General features: G+C 67.1%; 12 protein-coding genes, 1 tRNA gene and 1 pseudogene. All 14 read right to left on the bottom strand.

Translation table 11 applies throughout. The features are described 5' to 3' along the window. A partial coding sequence (locus PSEJ35_RS16735; protein WP_198014190.1) for a GTP-binding protein occupies nucleotides 1-362 on the bottom strand: 362 nt, incomplete at its 3' end. A 55-nt stretch (nucleotides 363-417) separates the two neighbouring features. Then, entirely contained in the window at nucleotides 418-2547 is a 2130-nt protein-coding gene (fusA, locus tag PSEJ35_RS0113675; protein WP_028918268.1) for an elongation factor G, read from the bottom strand. A 132-nt stretch (nucleotides 2548-2679) separates the two neighbouring features. Next, nucleotides 2680-3147 carry a 30S ribosomal protein S7 gene (gene rpsG, locus PSEJ35_RS0113670; protein WP_024870389.1) on the bottom strand — a complete coding sequence of 156 codons (468 nt, stop codon included), beginning with the start codon at nucleotides 3145-3147 and terminating at the stop codon, nucleotides 2680-2682. Nucleotides 3148-3162: 15 nt separating this feature from the next. Beyond that, nucleotides 3163-3537 carry a 30S ribosomal protein S12 gene (rpsL, locus tag PSEJ35_RS0113665; protein ID WP_013536001.1) on the bottom strand — a complete coding sequence of 125 codons (375 nt, stop codon included), beginning with the start codon at nucleotides 3535-3537 and terminating at the stop codon, nucleotides 3163-3165. Between the two features lie 244 nt (nucleotides 3538-3781). Then, nucleotides 3782-8014, bottom strand: coding sequence for a DNA-directed RNA polymerase subunit beta' (rpoC, locus tag PSEJ35_RS0113660; RefSeq protein WP_028918267.1), 4233 nt, complete (start codon nucleotides 8012-8014; stop codon nucleotides 3782-3784). 89 nt (nucleotides 8015-8103) lie between these two features. Beyond that, the gene (gene rpoB, locus PSEJ35_RS0113655; RefSeq protein ID WP_028918266.1) at nucleotides 8104-12294 is read right to left on the bottom strand and encodes a DNA-directed RNA polymerase subunit beta; all 4191 of its coding nucleotides are present in this window, start codon (nucleotides 12292-12294) and stop codon (nucleotides 8104-8106) included. 276 nt (nucleotides 12295-12570) lie between these two features. Continuing rightward, nucleotides 12571-12945 (bottom strand): 50S ribosomal protein L7/L12, encoded by a 375-nt coding sequence (gene rplL, locus PSEJ35_RS0113650; RefSeq protein ID WP_028918265.1) that lies wholly within the window; start codon nucleotides 12943-12945, stop codon nucleotides 12571-12573. Between the two features lie 57 nt (nucleotides 12946-13002). Then, nucleotides 13003-13533: a 50S ribosomal protein L10 gene (rplJ, locus tag PSEJ35_RS0113645; protein WP_028918264.1), complete on the bottom strand. Its 531-nt coding sequence runs from the start codon at nucleotides 13531-13533 to the stop codon at nucleotides 13003-13005. 369 nt (nucleotides 13534-13902) lie between these two features. After that, the gene (gene rplA, locus PSEJ35_RS0113640) at nucleotides 13903-14601 is read right to left on the bottom strand and encodes a 50S ribosomal protein L1 (RefSeq protein ID WP_028918263.1); all 699 of its coding nucleotides are present in this window, start codon (nucleotides 14599-14601) and stop codon (nucleotides 13903-13905) included. Between the two features lie 4 nt (nucleotides 14602-14605). Further along, nucleotides 14606-15034: a 50S ribosomal protein L11 gene (rplK, locus tag PSEJ35_RS0113635; RefSeq protein ID WP_024870383.1), complete on the bottom strand. Its 429-nt coding sequence runs from the start codon at nucleotides 15032-15034 to the stop codon at nucleotides 14606-14608. 213 nt (nucleotides 15035-15247) lie between these two features. Continuing rightward, nucleotides 15248-15805 (bottom strand): transcription termination/antitermination protein NusG, encoded by a 558-nt coding sequence (nusG, locus tag PSEJ35_RS0113630; RefSeq protein ID WP_028918262.1) that lies wholly within the window; start codon nucleotides 15803-15805, stop codon nucleotides 15248-15250. 13 nt (nucleotides 15806-15818) lie between these two features. Continuing rightward, entirely contained in the window at nucleotides 15819-16232 is a 414-nt protein-coding gene (secE, locus tag PSEJ35_RS0113625; RefSeq protein ID WP_028918261.1) for a preprotein translocase subunit SecE, read from the bottom strand. A 58-nt stretch (nucleotides 16233-16290) separates the two neighbouring features. Continuing rightward, nucleotides 16291-16366 (bottom strand) — tRNA-Trp (locus tag PSEJ35_RS0113620). A 144-nt stretch (nucleotides 16367-16510) separates the two neighbouring features. Beyond that, a pseudogene (tuf, locus tag PSEJ35_RS16345) lies at nucleotides 16511-16713 on the bottom strand (elongation factor Tu); the annotation flags it as partial.

Here is a 16713-nt window from a genome sequence, read left to right as displayed (position 1 = left end):
AGGATGTGCTCGCGGGTCTGCGGCATCGGGCCGTCAGCCGCCGACACCACCAGGATCGCGCCGTCCATCTGCGCGGCACCGGTGATCATGTTCTTCACGTAGTCGGCGTGACCCGGGCAGTCCACGTGCGCGTAGTGACGGGTCGGCGACTCGTACTCCACGTGCGCCGTCGAGATCGTGATGCCGCGAGCCTTCTCTTCCGGCGCCGCGTCGATCGCGTCGTACGCCTTGAACTCGCCACCGAAACGCTCCGCACCGATCTTCGTCAGCGCCGCCGTCAGCGTCGTCTTGCCGTGGTCAACGTGACCGATGGTGCCCACGTTCACGTGGGGCTTGGTGCGCTCGAACTTACCCTTGGCCATTGTCTTGTGTCCTGTATATCAGCTTGTCTTCTGGTCGATCCGGGCTGGGCCCGGATCAGTTCTTCTTGATCACGGTCTCGGCGATGTTGGCCGGCGCTTCTTCGTAGTGGTCGAATTCCATCGAGAAGGTCGCGCGACCCTGGGTCATCGACCGCAGCGCGGTGGCGTAGCCGAACATCTCGCCCAGCGGGATCATCGCGTTGATGATCTTGCCCGACGGGCTGTCGTCCTGGCCCTGCAGCACGCCACGACGGCGACTCACGTCGCCCATCACGTCGCCCAGGTAGTCCTCGGGGCTGACGATCTCGACCTTCATGATCGGCTCCAGCAGCACCGGGCGCGCCTTGGCGAAGCCCTGCTTGAACGCCATCGAGGCGGCCAGCTTGAACGCCATTTCCGACGAGTCGACGTCGTGGTACGAACCGAACACCAGCTTCACCTTCACGCCCACGACCGGGAAGCCGGCCAGCGGACCGCTGGTGATGGTCTCGCGGATGCCCTTCTCGACCGACGGGATGAATTCCTTCGGGATCACGCCACCGGTGATCTCGTTGAGGAACAGGAAGTCGTCCTTGATCAGGTCGGCGTACTTCTCGCGGTCCTCGTCGGTGATCGGCGACATCTCGATGACCACGTGGCCGTACTGGCCCTTGCCGCCCGACTGCTTGGCGTGCTTGTAGTCCGACTTGACGTCGCTGGCGCGGATGGTCTCGCGGTAGGCGACCTGCGGCTTGCCGACGTTGGCCTCGACGTTGAACTCGCGCTTCATGCGGTCAACGATGATGTCCAGATGCAGCTCGCCCATGCCCGAGATGATGGTCTGGCCCGATTCCTCGTCGGTACGGACGCGGAACGACGGGTCTTCCTGGGCCAGGCGGCTCAGGGCGTTGCCCATCTTCTCCTGGTCGGACTTGGTCTTCGGCTCGACCGCCATCGAGATCACCGGCTCCGGGAACGCCATGCGCTCGAGCACGATCGGGGCGTCCTGGGCGCACAGGGTGTCGCCGGTGGTGACGTCCTTCAGGCCCACGGCCGCGGCGATGTCGCCGGCCAGCACTTCCTTGATCTCTTCGCGCTGGTTGGAGTGCATCTGCAGCAGGCGGCCGATACGTTCCTTCTTGTTCTTGACCGAGTTCAGCACCTGGTCGCCGGCGCTCAGGGTGCCGGAGTAGACGCGGAAGAAGGTCAGCGAACCGACGAACGGGTCGGTCATGATCTTGAACGCCAGAGCCGAGAACGGAGCCTTGTCGGACGACTCGCGGGTCATCACCTTGGTCTCGTCGTCCGGGTCGACGCCCTTGACCGGCGGCACGTCGACCGGCGACGGCAGCAGGCGGACCACGCCGTCCAGCATGGCCTGCACACCCTTGTTCTTGAACGCCGAGCCGCAGAACATCGGCACGATCTCGGTGGCCAGGGTGCGCTGGCGCAGGGCGGCGTAGATCTCGTCCTCGGTCAGCTCCTCGCCGCCCAAGTACTTGTCCATCAGCTCTTCATTGGCCTCGGCCGCGGACTCGACCATGTAGGAACGAGCCTCTTCGGCCTGCGCCTTCAGCTCTTCCGGGATGTCGCGGTACTCGAAGGTCATGCCCTGGGTCTTCTCGTCCCAGTGGATGGCCTTCATCTTGACCAGGTCGACCACGCCGACGAAGTTGTCCTCCGCGCCGATCGGGATCTGCATCGGCACCGGAACGGCGCCCAGGCGGCTCTTCAGCTGGTCACGGACCTTGAAGAAGTTCGCGCCGGTGCGGTCCATCTTGTTGACGAACGCGATGCGCGGCACGTGGTACTTGTTGGCCTGGCGCCACACGGTCTCCGACTGCGGCTGCACGCCGCCGACCGCGCACAGCACGAACACCGCGCCGTCGAGCACGCGCAGCGAGCGCTCCACCTCGATGGTGAAGTCGACGTGCCCGGGGGTGTCGATGATGTTGAAGCGGTGCTCCGGGAAGGACTTGTCCATGCCCTTCCAGAAGGCGGTGGTGGCCGCGGACTGGATCGTGATGCCACGCTCCTGCTCCTGCTCCATCCAGTCCATGGTCGCGGCGCCGTCGTGCACCTCACCGATCTTGTGGCTCTTGCCGGTGTAGAACAGGATGCGCTCGGAGGTCGTGGTCTTGCCGGCATCGATGTGGGCCATGATGCCGAAGTTGCGGTAACGCTCGATGGGAGTGGTGCGAGCCACGGGAGTCTCTCGTTTGCTTGGGGCTTTGGATGGCGGAGCGGCGCGGCGCGCCGGCTTCCGTACGACGGGGGCGCGGAGCCTGCCGCGCCGCCCGGGCTGGTCGCGCGGGCCCGGTGGCGGGCCCGGCGGCTGTTACCAGCGGTAGTGGGCGAAGGCCTTGTTGGCCTCGGCCATGCGGTGCGTCTCTTCGCGCTTCTTGATGGCGCCGCCGCGGTTCTCCGAGGCGTCGATCAGTTCGGCGGCCAGCTTGCGGGCCATGGTGTTCTCGCCGCGCTTGCGGGCCGAGTCGATCACCCAGCGCATCGCCAGGGCCAGGCGGCGGGAAGCGCGCACTTCGACCGGCACCTGGTAGGTGGCGCCGCCGACGCGACGGGACTTCACCTCGACCGCCGGGGCGACGTTGTCGAGGGCCTTCTGGACGAGCTCGATCGAGTTCGGGTTCTTCTGGCCGATGACGTCCATCGCGTCGTACACGATGTTCTCGGCGATCGACTTCTTGCCGCTCTTCATCACCATGTTGATGAAGCGGGCGATGGTCTCGCTGCCGTGCTTCGGGTCGGGGAGGACGGCGCGCTGGGGGGTGGAACCTTTACGGGACATGTCGGGCTTCCTCGATTAGCTCTTCGGGCGCTTGGCGCCGTACTTCGAACGGCCCTGGCGACGCTTGGTCACGCCGGCGGCGTCGAGCGAGCCGCGGACGGTGTGGTAACGGACACCCGGGAGGTCCTTGACGCGGCCGCCGCGGATCAGGACGACGGAGTGCTCCTGCAGGTTGTGGCCTTCGCCGCCGATGTACGAGATGACCTCGTAGCCATTGGTCAGGCGGACCTTGGCAACCTTGCGCAGGGCCGAGTTCGGCTTCTTCGGGGTGGTGGTGTAGACGCGGGTGCAGACACCGCGGCGCTGCGGGCACTTCTCGAGTGCCGGCGAGGCGCTCTTGTACGTTTCCGCCTGCCGCGGCTTGCGGACCAGCTGGTTGATCGTCGCCATTGGTAAGGTTCTTCTGCTTGGGGCCGCGCAGGCTTCCGCGTGGCCGGATACGTGAAAACGACGGCAGGCCGAAGGTCGGCCTGCCGAGACAGGAGAGTATAGCGGGCGGCCGGAAATCGCGTCAACCGCACGCCCCCGTCCCTGGTTGTCCGGCCCCGGGGCGGTTACCCGCCGCCGGGACGCGGGAAGGCGGGGCGTCCTGCCCCTGCCCCGCCGCCGGGCCCGAAGGCCCGGCGGACATGGCTCACTCGGCCGCCGGGGCCTCGTCGCCGCCGGCCTCGGCCGGGGCCGCCTCGGCGGTCGCGGCCTCGGCCGGACCACCGGCCAGCGCCTCCATCTCGGCCTCGGTGAGACCGGTGGCGGTGCGGCGGCGGCGACTGTGGTAGGCCAGGCCGGTACCGGCCGGGATCAGGCGACCGACGATGACGTTCTCCTTCAGGCCGCGCAGGCTGTCGCGGGTGCCGCGGACGGCCGCCTCGGTCAGCACGCGGGTGGTCTCCTGGAAGGAGGCCGCGGAGATGAACGACTCGGTCGCCAGCGACGCCTTGGTGATGCCCAGCAGGACCGGCTCGAACTTGGCCGGGACCTCGCCACGGGCGACCAGGCGGGCGTTCTCCTCGATCACGCGCTGGCGCTCGACCTGCTCGCCATTGAGGAACTTGGAGTCGCCCTGGTCGGTGATCTCGACCTTGCGCAGCATCTGGCGGGTGATCACCTCGATGTGCTTGTCGTTGATCTTCACGCCCTGCAGGCGGTACACGTCCTGGATCTCCTTGACCAGGTAGGCCGCCAGCGGCTCGATGCCCAGCAGGCGCAGGATGTCCTGCGGGCTCGGCTCGCCGTCCACGATGGTCTCGCCCTTGGTCACGTGCTCGCCTTCGAACACGATGATCTGGCGGTACTTCGGGATCAGCTCCTCGTGCTCGCCACCCTCGGCGTCCTTGATGATCAGGCGCTGCTTGCCCTTGGTGTCCTTGCCGAAGCTGACCACGCCCGAACGCTCGGCCAGGATCGCCGGATCCTTCGGCTTGCGCGCCTCGAACAGGTCGGCCACGCGCGGCAGACCGCCGGTGATGTCGCGGGTCTTGGACGCTTCCTGCGGGATCTTGGCGACCACGTCGCCCACGCCCACCGGCGCGCCGTCCTGCAGGTTCACCAGCGAGCGCGGCGGCAGCAGGTACTGCGCCGGCAGGTCGGTGCCCGGGATGGTCAGGTCGTTGCCGTCCTTGTCGACGATGCGGACCAGCGGACGCAGGTCCTTGCCCTGCGAGCCGCGACGCTTCGGATCGGTGATCTCGCGCGAGGCCAGGCCGGTCAGTTCGTCGGTCTTCTCGATGACGGTGACGCCGTCGACGAAGTCCACGAAGCGGACGAAGCCGGCCACTTCCGACACGATCGGGTGGTTATGCGGATCCCAGTTGGCGACCGACTGGCCGGCCTTGACCTCGGCGCCGTCCTTGACCGAGATGGTGGCGCCGTACGGCAGCTTGTAGCGCTCGCGCTCGCGGCCGTGCGGGTCGAGGACGGAGATTTCGCCCGAACGCGACACCGCGACCAGATGGCCGCCGGCGTGCTCGACCGACTTGAGGTTGTTGAACTTCACCGAACCGGTCGTCTTGACCGTGATGTTGTCCACCGCCGCCGCACGCGACGCCGCGCCACCGATGTGGAACGTACGCATGGTCAGCTGGGTACCCGGCTCGCCGATCGACTGGGCGGCGATGACGCCGACCGCTTCGCCGATGTTGACCAGGTGGCCACGGGCCAGGTCGCGGCCATAGCACTGCGAGCACACGCCGAAGGCGGATTCGCAGGTGATGGTCGAACGGACCTTGATCGACTGGACGCCGGCGTCCTCCAGGCGCGCCACCCACTGCTCGTCGAGCAGGGTGTTGCGGGTGACGATCGGATCCTCGTCGTTGCCCGGCAGGAACACGTCCTCGGCCACGACGCGACCCAGCACGCGGTCCTTCAGCGGCTCGACCACGTCGCCGCCTTCCACGATCGGGGTCATGGTCAGGCCGTTGAGGGTGCCGCAATCCTGCTCGGTGATCACCACGTCCTGGGCCACGTCGACCAGTCGACGGGTCAGGTAACCGGAGTTGGCGGTCTTCAGCGCGGTGTCGGCCAGGCCCTTGCGGGCACCGTGGGTGGAGTTGAAGTACTCCTGCACGTTCAGGCCTTCGCGGAAGTTCGCCTTGATCGGCGTCTCGATGATCGAGCCGTCCGGGCGGGCCATCAGGCCGCGCATGCCGGCCAGCTGGCGGATCTGCGCCTGGCTACCACGCGCGCCGGAGTCGGCCATGATGTACAGCGAGTTCATCGACTTCTGGGCGATCTCCTCGCCCTTGGCGTTGACCACCTTGTCGGTGCCGATGGTGTCCATCATCGCCTTGGCGATGCGCTCGTTGGTGCGCGACCAGATGTCGACCACCTTGTTGTAGCGCTCGCCGGCGGTGACCAGGCCGCTCTGGTACTGCTCCTGGATCTCCAGCACCTCGGCCTCGGCCTCGGCGAGGATGCTCTTCTTCTCCTCCGGGATCAGCATGTCGTCGATGCCGATCGACACGCCGGCGCGGGTGGCGAAGGAGAAGCCGGTGTACATCAGCTGGTCGGCGAACACGACCGTGTCCTTCAGGCCCAGCTGGCGGTAGCAGCTGTTGATCAGGCGGCTGATGTTCTTCTTGGTCAGCTCGGTGTTGGCCAGCGCGAACGGCAGGCCCTCCGGCAGGATCTCGGCCAGCAGGGCGCGACCGACCGTGGTGTCCACGATCGAGGTCTTCTTCTGCTTGTTGCCGTTCTCGTCGGTCACCACCTCGGTGATGCGGACCTTGACCTTGGCGTGCAGCTCGACGGTGCGGTTGTCGTAGGCGCGCTTGACCTCGGCCACGTTGGCGAACGCCATGCCCTCGCCCTTCTTGTTCTCCAGGGCGCGGGTCATGTAGTACAGGCCGAGCACGACGTCCTGCGACGGCACGATGATCGGCTCGCCGTTCGCCGGCGACAGGATGTTGTTGGTCGACATCATCAGGGCGCGCGCTTCCAGCTGGGCCTCGAGGCTCAGCGGGACGTGCACGGCCATCTGGTCGCCGTCGAAGTCGGCGTTGAACGCGGTGCAGACCAGCGGGTGCAGCTGGATGGCCTTGCCTTCGATCAGCACCGGCTCGAACGCCTGGATGCCCAGGCGGTGCAGGGTCGGGGCGCGGTTCAGCAGCACCGGGTGCTCGCGGATCACCTCTTCGAGGATGTCCCACACCTCGGCCTCTTCGCGCTCGACCAGCTTCTTGGCGGCCTTGATCGTGGTGGCCAGGCCGCGGCGCTGCAGCTTGGCGAACACGAACGGCTTGAACAGCTCCAGCGCCATCTTCTTCGGCAGGCCGCACTGGTGCAGCTTCAGGTACGGGCCGACCACGATGACCGAACGGCCGGAGTAGTCGACGCGCTTGCCGAGCAGGTTCTGGCGGAAGCGGCCCTGCTTGCCCTTGATCATGTCGGCCAGCGACTTGAGCGGGCGCTTGTTGGTGCCGGTGATGGCGCGGCCGCGGCGGCCGTTGTCCATCAGCGCGTCGACCGACTCCTGCAGCATGCGCTTCTCGTTGCGCACGATGATGTCAGGCGCGTTGAGCTCCAGCAGGCGGCGCAGGCGGTTGTTGCGGTTGATGACGCGGCGGTACAGGTCGTTCAGGTCGGAGGTCGCGAAGCGGCCGCCGTCCAGCGGGACCAGCGGGCGCAGGTCCGGCGGCAGCACCGGCAGCACGGTCATGACCATCCACTCCGGACGGTTGCCGGACTCGATGAACGCCTCGATCAGCTTGATGCGCTTGGTCAGGCGCTTGAGCTTGGTCTCCGAACCGGTGGCGGCGATTTCCTCGCGCAGGCGGGCCATCTCGGCCTGCAGGTCGATGGTGCGCAGCAGCTCGTAGATCGCCTCGGCGCCCATGGCGGCGTCGAAGTCGTCGCCGTGCTCCTGGCGCGCCTGCAGGTACTGCTCCTCCGTCAGCAGCTGGCGGCGCTCGAGCGGGGTCAGGCCCGGCTCGGTGACCACGTAGGCTTCGAAGTACAGGATGCGCTCGATGTCGCGCAGGGTCATGTCCAGCATCAGGCCGATGCGGGACGGCAGCGACTTCAGGAACCAGATGTGCGCGACCGGCGAGGCCAGGTCGATGTGGCCCATGCGCTCGCGGCGGACCTTGGCCAGGGTGACCTCGGTGCCGCACTTCTCGCAGACCACGCCGCGGTGCTTCATGCGCTTGTACTTGCCGCACAGGCACTCGTAGTCCTTGATCGGGCCGAAGATGGCCGCGCAGAACAGGCCGTCGCGCTCCGGCTTGAAGGTGCGGTAGTTGATCGTCTCGGGCTTCTTCACCTCGCCGAAGGACCACGAGCGGATCAGGTCCGGCGAAGCCAGGGCGATCTTGATCGCGTCGAAGTCCAGCGTCTGGCGCTGCTGGTTGAAGAGGTTGAGCAGGTCTTTCATTTCTTGTCTCCGTCAGGAGTAAAGGCGGTCGATCGGGCGATTCGGGGGGAAGCGCGGCCGGCGTCCATCCACTGGCCGCGCCGCGCGCCTTACTCGTCCTCCAACTCCATGTTGATGGCCAGCGAGCGGATTTCCTTCACGAGCACGTTGAAGGACTCCGGCATGCCCGCGACCATCTCGTGGTTGCCGTCGACGATGTTCTTGTACATCTGGTTGCGGCCCTGCACGTCGTCGGACTTCACCGTCAGCATTTCCTGCAGGGTGTAGGCCGCGCCGTAGGCTTCCAGCGCCCAGACTTCCATCTCGCCGAAGCGCTGGCCGCCGAACTGCGCCTTGCCGCCCAGCGGCTGCTGCGTGACCAGCGAGTACGGGCCGGTGGAACGGGCGTGCATCTTGTCGTCCACCAGGTGGTTCAGCTTCAGGTAGTGCATGTAGCCGACCGTGGTCTTGCGGTCGAACGCCTCGCCGGTGCGCCCGTCGTACAGCTGCATCTGGGTCTTGCTGGCGTTGAAGCCCAGGCGCGCGGTCTCCGGGTCGTCGTCCGGGTAGGCCAGGTCCAGCATCTGCCGGATCTCCTCCTCGTGCGCGCCGTCGAACACCGGGGTGGCCATCGGCACGCCGCCGGTCAGGTTGCGGGCCATGGCCACCAGCTCCTCGTCGCTGAACTGCGACAGGTCGACGCGCTCGCCGACGTTGGCGGCGTCGTGGTTGTAGATCCGGCCCAGGAACTCGCGCAGCTCGGAGACGGCGCGCTGCTCGTCCAGCATCTTCTGGATGCGCTTGCCCAGGCCCTTGGCGGCCCAGCCCAGGTGCACCTCGAGGATCTGGCCGATGTTCATGCGCGACGGCACGCCCAGCGGGTTGAGGCAGATGTCGACCGGGGTGCCGTCGGCCATGTACGGCATGTCCTCGACCGGGACCACGTTCGACACGACGCCCTTGTTGCCGTGGCGGCCGGCCATCTTGTCGCCCGGCTGGATCCGGCGCTTCACGGCCAGGAACACCTTGACCATCTTCAGCACGCCCGGGGCCAGGTCGTCGCCCTGGGTGATCTTGCCGCGCTTGTCGTCGAAGCGGCGCTCGAACTCCTTCTCGTGCGCCTGGATCTGCTTCTGCGCGCGCTCGATGGCCTCGGAGGCCTCCTCGTCCTTCATGCGCAGCAGGAACCAGTCGGACTTCTTCAGGCCGTCCAGATAGGCGTCCGTGATGGTGTCGCCCTTCTTCAGGCCCGGGCCGCCGTTGGCGACCTTGCCCACGATCTGCGAGCGCAGGCGCGCGTAGATCGCCGCCTCGAGGATGCGGAACTGGTCGTCGAAGTCCTTCTTGACGCGCTTGATCTCGTTTTCCTCGATCTGCTTGGCGCGCTTGTCCTTCTCGATGCCGTCGCGGGTGAAGACCTGCACGTCGATGACGGTGCCGTCCATGCCCGGTGGCACACGCAGCGAGCTGTCCTTAACGTCGGAGGCCTTCTCGCCGAAGATCGCGCGCAGCAGCTTCTCTTCCGGGGTCAGCTGGCTCTCGCCCTTCGGCGTGACCTTGCCGACCAGGATGTCGCCGGCACGGACCTCGGCGCCGATGTACACCACGCCCGACTCGTCGAGGCGGTTCAGCGCCTGCTCGGAGACGTTCGGGATGTCGGCGGTGATCTCCTCCGGGCCCAGCTTGGTGTCGCGGGCCGCGCAGGTAAGCTCCTCGATGTGGATCGTGGTGTAGCGGTCTTCCTGGACGACGCGTTCGGACAGGAGGATCGAGTCCTCGAAGTTGTAGCCGTTCCACGGCATGAACGCGATCAGCATGTTCTGGCCCAGGGCCAGTTCGCCGATGTCGGTGGACGGACCGTCGGCCAGCACGTCGCCGCGCTCGACCACGTCACCCACGTGCACCAGCGGGCGCTGGTTGATGCAGGTGTTCTGGTTCGAGCGGGTGTACTTGGTCAGGGTGTAGATGTCCACGCCAGCGTCGTGCTCGCCGGAGATCTCCTCCTCGTTGACCTTGACCACGATGCGGCCGGCGTCGACCTGCACGACCTCGCCGCCGCGGCGGGCGTTCACGGTCACGCCCGAGTCGCGCGCCACGGCGCGCTCGATGCCGGTGCCGACCAGCGGGGTCTGCGCACGCAGGGTCGGGACGGCCTGGCGCTGCATGTTCGCGCCCATCAGCGCGCGGTTGGCGTCGTCGTGCTCCAGGAACGGGACCAGCGCCGCGGCGACCGACACGGTCTGCATCGGCGACACGTCCATGTAGTGGATTTCCGACGGCGGCTTCAGCAGCGACTCGCCCTGGTAGCGGCACGGCACGAACTGCTCGGTCAGGCGACCCTTGGAATCATGGGCGGCGTTGACCTGGGCGATGACGTACTCGTTCTCCTCGATCGCCGACAGGTAGTCGACCTCGTCGGTGATCACGCCGTCCACGACCTTGCGGTACGGCGTCTCGAGGAAGCCGTACTGGTTGGTGCGGGCGAACACCGCCAGCGAGTTGATCAGGCCGATGTTCGGGCCTTCCGGCGTCTCGATGGTGCAGACGCGGCCGTAGTGGGTCGGGTGCACGTCGCGCACTTCGAAGCCGGCGCGCTCGCGGGTCAGGCCGCCCGGGCCCAGCGCCGAGACGCGGCGCTTGTGGGTCACTTCCGACAGCGGATTGTTCTGGTCCATGAACTGCGACAGCTGCGAGGAGCCGAAGAACTCCTTGATCGCGGCGGCCACCGGCTTGGCGTTGATCAGCTCCTGCGGGGTCAGGCCCTCGGACTCGGCCATCGACAGGCGCTCCTTGACCGCGCGCTCGACGCGGACCAGGCCCACGCGGAACACGTTCTCGGCCATCTCGCCGACCGAACGCACGCGGCGGTTGCCCAGGTGGTCGATGTCGTCGACCACGCCGCGGCCGTTGCGGATCTCGGTCAGCACGCGCAGCACGTCGAGGATGTCGGAGGTCTCGCCCTGGGCGGCGACCAGGCGCTTGGATTCCTCGTCGTTGCGCTCGGCGAAGTACTTGTAGTCGTACAGCACGGCCTCGCCGGTGGTCTCCTTGCGGCCCACGCGGCGGTTGAACTTCATCCGGCCCACGGCCGACAGGTCGTAGCGCTCGAAGGTGAAGAACAGGTTGTGGAACAGGTTCTGCGCGGCTTCCTTGGTCGGCGGCTCGCCCGGACGCATCATCCGGTAGATCTCGACCAGCGCCTCCAGCTGGGTGCGGCTGGGGTCGATGCGCAGGGTGTTGGACAGGTACGGGCCGCGGTCGAGGTCGTTCACCCACAGGGTGCCGACGGTGGTCACGCCCGCCTTGCGGAACGCGGCCAGCTGCTCGTCGCTGATCTCGTCGTTGGCCGAGGCCAGCAGTTCGCCGGTGTTGGCGTCGACCACGTCATGGGCCAGGATGCGGCCGAGCAGGTACTCGTCCGGCACCGCCAGCGCGGTGATGCCCGACTGCTCCAGCTGGCGCACGTGGCGCGCGGTGATGCGCTTGCCGGCCTCGACGATGACCTTCTCGCCGTCGGACAGGTCGAAGTTGAGGGTCTCGCCGCGCAGGCGCTCCGGCACCAGCTCCAGCTGGACGCCTTCGTCCGGGTTGATGTGGAAGGTGTTGATCTCGAAGAACGCGCGCAGCATTTCCTCGTTGTTGTAGCCCAGCGCACGCAGCAGGATCGTCACCGGCAGCTTGCGGCGACGGTCGATGCGGGTGTACAGCGCGTCCTTCGGGTCGAACTCGAAGTCCAGCCAGGAGCCGCGGTACGGGATGATGCGGGCGCTGTACAGCAGCTTGCCCGAGCTGTGGGTCTTGCCGCGGTCGTGGTCGAAGAACACGCCCGGCGAACGGTGCAGCTGCGAGACGATGACGCGCTCGGTGCCGTTCACGATGAACGTGCCGTGCTCGGTCATCAGCGGGATCTCGCCGAGGTAGACCTCCTGCTCCTTCACGTACTTGATCGCCTTGGTCGACGACTCGCGGTCGTAGATCACCAGGCGCACGGTCACGCGCAGCGGCGCGCCGTAGGACAGGCCGCGGTTGCGGCACTCGCGCTCGTCGAACACCGGCTCGCCGAGCTTGTAGCCGACGTACTCGAGTGCGGCGTTGCCGCTGTAGCTGGTGATCGGGAACACCGACTTGAGGGCCGCATGCAGGCCGATGTCGCGGCGCTTGGAGGGCTCGATGTCGGCCTGCAGGAATTCGCGGTACGAATCGACCTGGATGGCCAGCAGGAACGGCACCTCGAGGATCGAGCGCTGCTTGCCGAAATCCTTGCGGATGCGCTTCTTCTCGGTGAACGAGTACGTCGTCATGGGTCTACCACCTTTGGCAGTGCGGGCCACGCGTCCGCGGCCCGGTGAACATGATGCGAAGCTGTCAGTCGGTAGTCGCTGGTATTGCCGGCACCAGCACGCCATCTCCCGCTACTTCCGACTACCAGCTCCCCTGTGTGGAACTGGGTTTTCCGGGTGTTACGCGCCCATTCCCGGGGCATCCAGGGCACGGAGACCCCGGAACGACCAAAGGCCGGGGGCTTTCGCCCCCAGCCTTGGCGCATCACCGAGCGATCCGGCGATGCAAGGTACCGCTTACTTGAGCTCGACGGTCGCGCCGGCGGCTTCCAGTTCCTTCTTGAACTTCTCCGCGTCTTCCTTGGACACGCCTTCCTTGACGTCCTTCGGGGCGCCTTCGACCAGGTCCTTGGCTTCCTTCAGGCCCAGGCCGGTGATGGCGCGGACGGCCTTGATGACTTCGACCTTCTTGTCGCCGGCGGCCTTCAGGACGACGGTGAACTCGGTCTGCTCCTCGGCGGCCGGACCAGCGGCGGCCGGGCCGGCGGCCACGGCGACCGGGGCGGCGGCGGAGACGCCGAACTTCTCTTCGATGGCCTTGACCAGCTCCATCACTTCCATCAGGGTCTTGCCGGCGATGGCTTCGACGATCTGCTCGTTGGAAAGGGACATTGTGATTACCTTCTGGATGTTGATCTTGAAAGGGAAATAGGAATCGTCGACGCGGGCTCAGGCCGTCTCGGCCTCGGCCTCGGCCGGAGCCGCTTCGCCGCCACCCTGCTTCTCGCCGACGGCCTTGACGGCGCGGGCGAACATGGTGACCGGCTCGGCCAGGACGCGCGCCAGCATGGCCAGGGCCTGCTCGCGGGTCGGCAGCGAAGCCAGGACATCGACGTGGCTGGCCGGGTACAGCTGGCCGCCGACGGCGACCACCTTCGGCTTGAGCTTGTCGTTGGTCTTGGCGAACTCCTTGATCAGGCGACCGGCGGCGCCGGGCTCCTCGGTCGAGAACGCGTACAGCAGCGGACCGACGAGGGCGTCCTTGGCGCACTCGTATTCCGTGCCTTCGACGGCGCGCGCGGCCAGCGTGTTCTTGACAACCTTCAGGAACACGCCGGTTTCGCGGGCCTTCTTGCGCATCGCGGTCATCTGCTCGACCGTGGTGCCAGCGTACTCGGCGGCGATCAGGGAGTGCGCGTTGGCGGCGACGTCGGCCAGTTCGGCGACGACTTCCTTCTTCTGGGACAGATTGAGAGCCATAACACTCCTCCGTATGAACTCCGTTCGCGGCTCCTGCCGCTTGCGGTCCTGGGCGGCGCCCTTCCGTGCGCGCCGGGGATGCCTCGGGCATCCCGGTGCTGGCCTTTCTGATCCGGTGTCCCGACGGGTCGGTCTTGCCGGTGTAACTTCCAGAAGGCGGCACCATCTGCGCAGGCCCGGGTCCCGGGGGACCTTGGATTAAGCGATCCCGCTGCATCGACGGCGATTCCCTGCCAGTGCGAGCTTCCGTGCCCGTCGTCGATGTGCGCCGACCGCGCCTGCGGTCTTTGACGGCTGTCCCCGGCGAGGCCGGGGACTGCCCTCAAAACGTGCGCCCGGGCCGCCACGCGGGCGGCCCGGGGTATTGCATTACTTCAGGGACAGCGAAGCCTGGTCGACGGTCACGCCCGGGCCCATGGTCGAGCTCAGCGAGATCTTCTGCAGGTACTGGCCCTTCGAGGTCGCCGGCTTGGCCTTGATCAGGTCCTGCAGCAGCGCCTGGAGGTTGGACTTCAGGGCCTCATCGCCGAAATCGGCCTTGCCGATGGTGGCGTGGATGATGCCGGCTTTGTCGGTGCGGTAGCGGACCTGGCCCGACTTGGCGTTCTTCACCGCCTCGGCCGGGTTCGGCGACACGGTGCCGACCTTCGGGTTCGGCATCAGGCCGCGCGGGCCCAGGACCTGGCCCAGCTTGCCGACCACGCGCATGGCGTCCGGGGTGGCGATGACCACGTCGTAGTTCAGGTCGCCGGCCAGCATCTTCTCGGCCAGGTCGTCCATGCCCACGGCCTCGGCGCCGGCGGCCAGGGCCTCGTCAGCCTTGGCGCCCGCCGGGGCGAACACGGCCACGCGCACGCTCTTGCCGGTACCGGCCGGCAGCACGGTGGAGCCGCGGACCTGCTGGTCGGACTTCTTGGCGTCCACGCCCAGGCGCACGGCCACGTCGACGGACTCGACGAACTTGGCCTTGGTGAAGCCCTTGATGATCTTCAGCGCCTCATCGATGGAGTAAGCCTTGCCCGGCTCGACCGCCGCCTTGATCGCCTTCTGTCGCTTGTTCAGTGCCATGTGCTCAGCCCTCCACCACCAGACCCATCGAACGGGCCGAGCCCGCGATGGTACGAACCGCCGCGTCCAGGTCGGCCGCGGTCAGGTCGGGTTCCTTCGCCTTGGCGATTTCCTCGAGCTGCTTGCGGGTGACCTTGCCCACCTTGTCGGTGTTCGGGCGCTTGGAGCCGGAGGTGATGCCGGCCGCCTTCTTGAGCAGCACGGTCGCCGGGGTGCTCTTGGTGACGAAGGTGAAGGTACGGTCCGAGTAGGCCGTGATGATGACCGGGGTCGGCAGGCCCGGCTCGAGCTTGGAGGTCGCCGCGTTGAACGCCTTGCAGAACTCCATGATGTTCAGGCCGCGCTGACCCAGCGCGGGACCGACCGGCGGCGAGGGGTTGGCCTGGCCGGCCTTCACCTGCAGCTTGATGTAACCGACGACTTTCTTTGCCATTTCAATGCTCTCCGGGTGCTAGCGCCTGCCAGGCAGGCTCCCCATCGTTCCGGGAAAATCACGCGTCCCGGCGTCGCGTTGACGCTTGAAGCCCATTCGCGCGAAAGGCCGCCTCGGCGGCGGCCATTGCGGTTGCCCGGGCGGACCGGACAGGAAGCCGCGCAGTATAGCAGGTTTCGGGCCCAGGGGGAACGCCCCGGGGCCCCGGCCGGTTCAGGCCTTCTCGACCTGGCCGAACTCGAGCTCCACCGGGGTGGAGCGGCCGAAAATGAGGACGGCCACGCGCAGGCGGCTCTTCTCGTAGTTGACTTCCTCGACCACGCCGTTGAAATCGTTGAACGGGCCGTCGATGACCCGGACCATCTGGCCCGGCTCGAACAGCACCTTCGGGCGCGGCTTCTCGACGCCTTCCTGGACGCGCTGCAGGATCGCGTCGGCCTCGTCGTCGCGGATCGGCAGCGGGCGGTCGGCGGTGCCACCGATGAAGCCCATCACCTTGGAAGTCTCCTTCACCAGGTGCCAGCACTCGCTGTCGATGCGCGGGATGCCGTTCTCGTCGTGGGTCTCGATCTGGACCAGCACGTAGCCCGGGAAGAACTTGCGCTCGGAACGGCGCTTCTGGCCGGAGCGCATCTCCACGACCTCTTCGGTCGGGACAAGGACTTCGCCGAAGCGGTCTTCCATGCCGTTGCGGACGATGCGGTCCCGCAGCGCCTGGGCGACGCTCTTCTCGAAACCGGAATAGGCATGGACCACGTACCAACGCTTCACTGCGGCATTCTCCTCAGCGGCCGAAGTTCAGGAACAGCTCGATCGCCCACTTCACGAAGAAATCGAAGCCAGCCAGGATCAGGCTCAGGATGATCACGACGGCGATCACGACCCAGGTCATGCGGGTGGTTTCCTGGCGCGTCGGCCAGACCACCTTGCGCAGTTCGAAGCGCGACTCGGACAGGAACTCGCGCATGTCGCGGCCCTTGCTGCTGACCAGGAACACGGCGGCGCCGGCGACCAGGCCGGCGGCCACGGCCATCCCGCGCAGCTGCGGGGCCCAGTCGCCCAGCTGCCCGGCGCGGGCGGGGGCGGCGAACCAGAACCAGACGAACAGGCCGGCCAGCACCAGCAGCGCGGCAATGGCGTATTTGACGATGTCCCCGCCGGAAGCGGCGGTATTGGTCTGGCTGATCTTGCTGTTCAAGTCGCTGTCGCTCTTTGCCGTTGCGGCCCCGAAGGCCTGCCCTGCGGGCTCGCGGAAGTGGCACGCCAGGAGGGACTCGAACCCCCAACCTGCGGTTTTGGAGACCGCTGCTCTGCCAATTGAGCTACTGGCGTACGTTTGAACCGTCGCTTCCCTTAGACGGCGAAGGCGGACCGGGGTTCCGGGCCGCCTCTTTCGCCTGCCGGGTTACCGGCTACCGGCGAGGCCGGAGCGGAAACCCGAAGCCGGGCGGACCCGAGGCCCGCCCGGACTGGGCGTTACTTGATGATCTTGGAGACCACGCCGGCGCCGACGGTACGGCCGCCTTCGCGGATCGCGAAGCGCAGGCCTTCGTCCATCGCCACCGGGTTGATCAGCGACACCGTCATCTTCACGTTGTCGCCCGGCATCACCATCTCCACGCCCTCCGGCAGCTGGACGGCGCCAGTGATGTCGGTGGTGCGGAAGTAGAACTGCGGAC

The organism is Pseudoxanthomonas sp. J35 (assembly GCF_000513995.1).
In the GTDB taxonomy this organism is placed as follows: Bacteria; Pseudomonadota; Gammaproteobacteria; order Xanthomonadales; family Xanthomonadaceae; genus Pseudoxanthomonas.
This window is presented reverse-complemented; position numbering and strand designations above follow the sequence as displayed.

Coding starts and splice junctions, on each gene's coding strand:
- rpsG (WP_024870389.1), bottom strand. CDS start 3,147: ATGTCCCGTAAAGGTTCCACCCCCCAGCGCGCCGTCCTCCCCGACCCG.
- rplJ (WP_028918264.1), bottom strand. CDS start 13,533: ATGGCTCTCAATCTGTCCCAGAAGAAGGAAGTCGTCGCCGAACTGGCC.
- rplA (WP_028918263.1), bottom strand. CDS start 14,601: ATGGCACTGAACAAGCGACAGAAGGCGATCAAGGCGGCGGTCGAGCCG.
- rplL (WP_028918265.1), bottom strand. CDS start 12,945: ATGTCCCTTTCCAACGAGCAGATCGTCGAAGCCATCGCCGGCAAGACC.
- rpoB (WP_028918266.1), bottom strand. CDS start 12,294: ATGACGACGTACTCGTTCACCGAGAAGAAGCGCATCCGCAAGGATTTC.
- rpsL (WP_013536001.1), bottom strand. CDS start 3,537: ATGGCGACGATCAACCAGCTGGTCCGCAAGCCGCGGCAGGCGGAAACG.
- rpoC (WP_028918267.1), bottom strand. CDS start 8,014: ATGAAAGACCTGCTCAACCTCTTCAACCAGCAGCGCCAGACGCTGGAC.
- rplK (WP_024870383.1), bottom strand. CDS start 15,034: ATGGCAAAGAAAGTCGTCGGTTACATCAAGCTGCAGGTGAAGGCCGGC.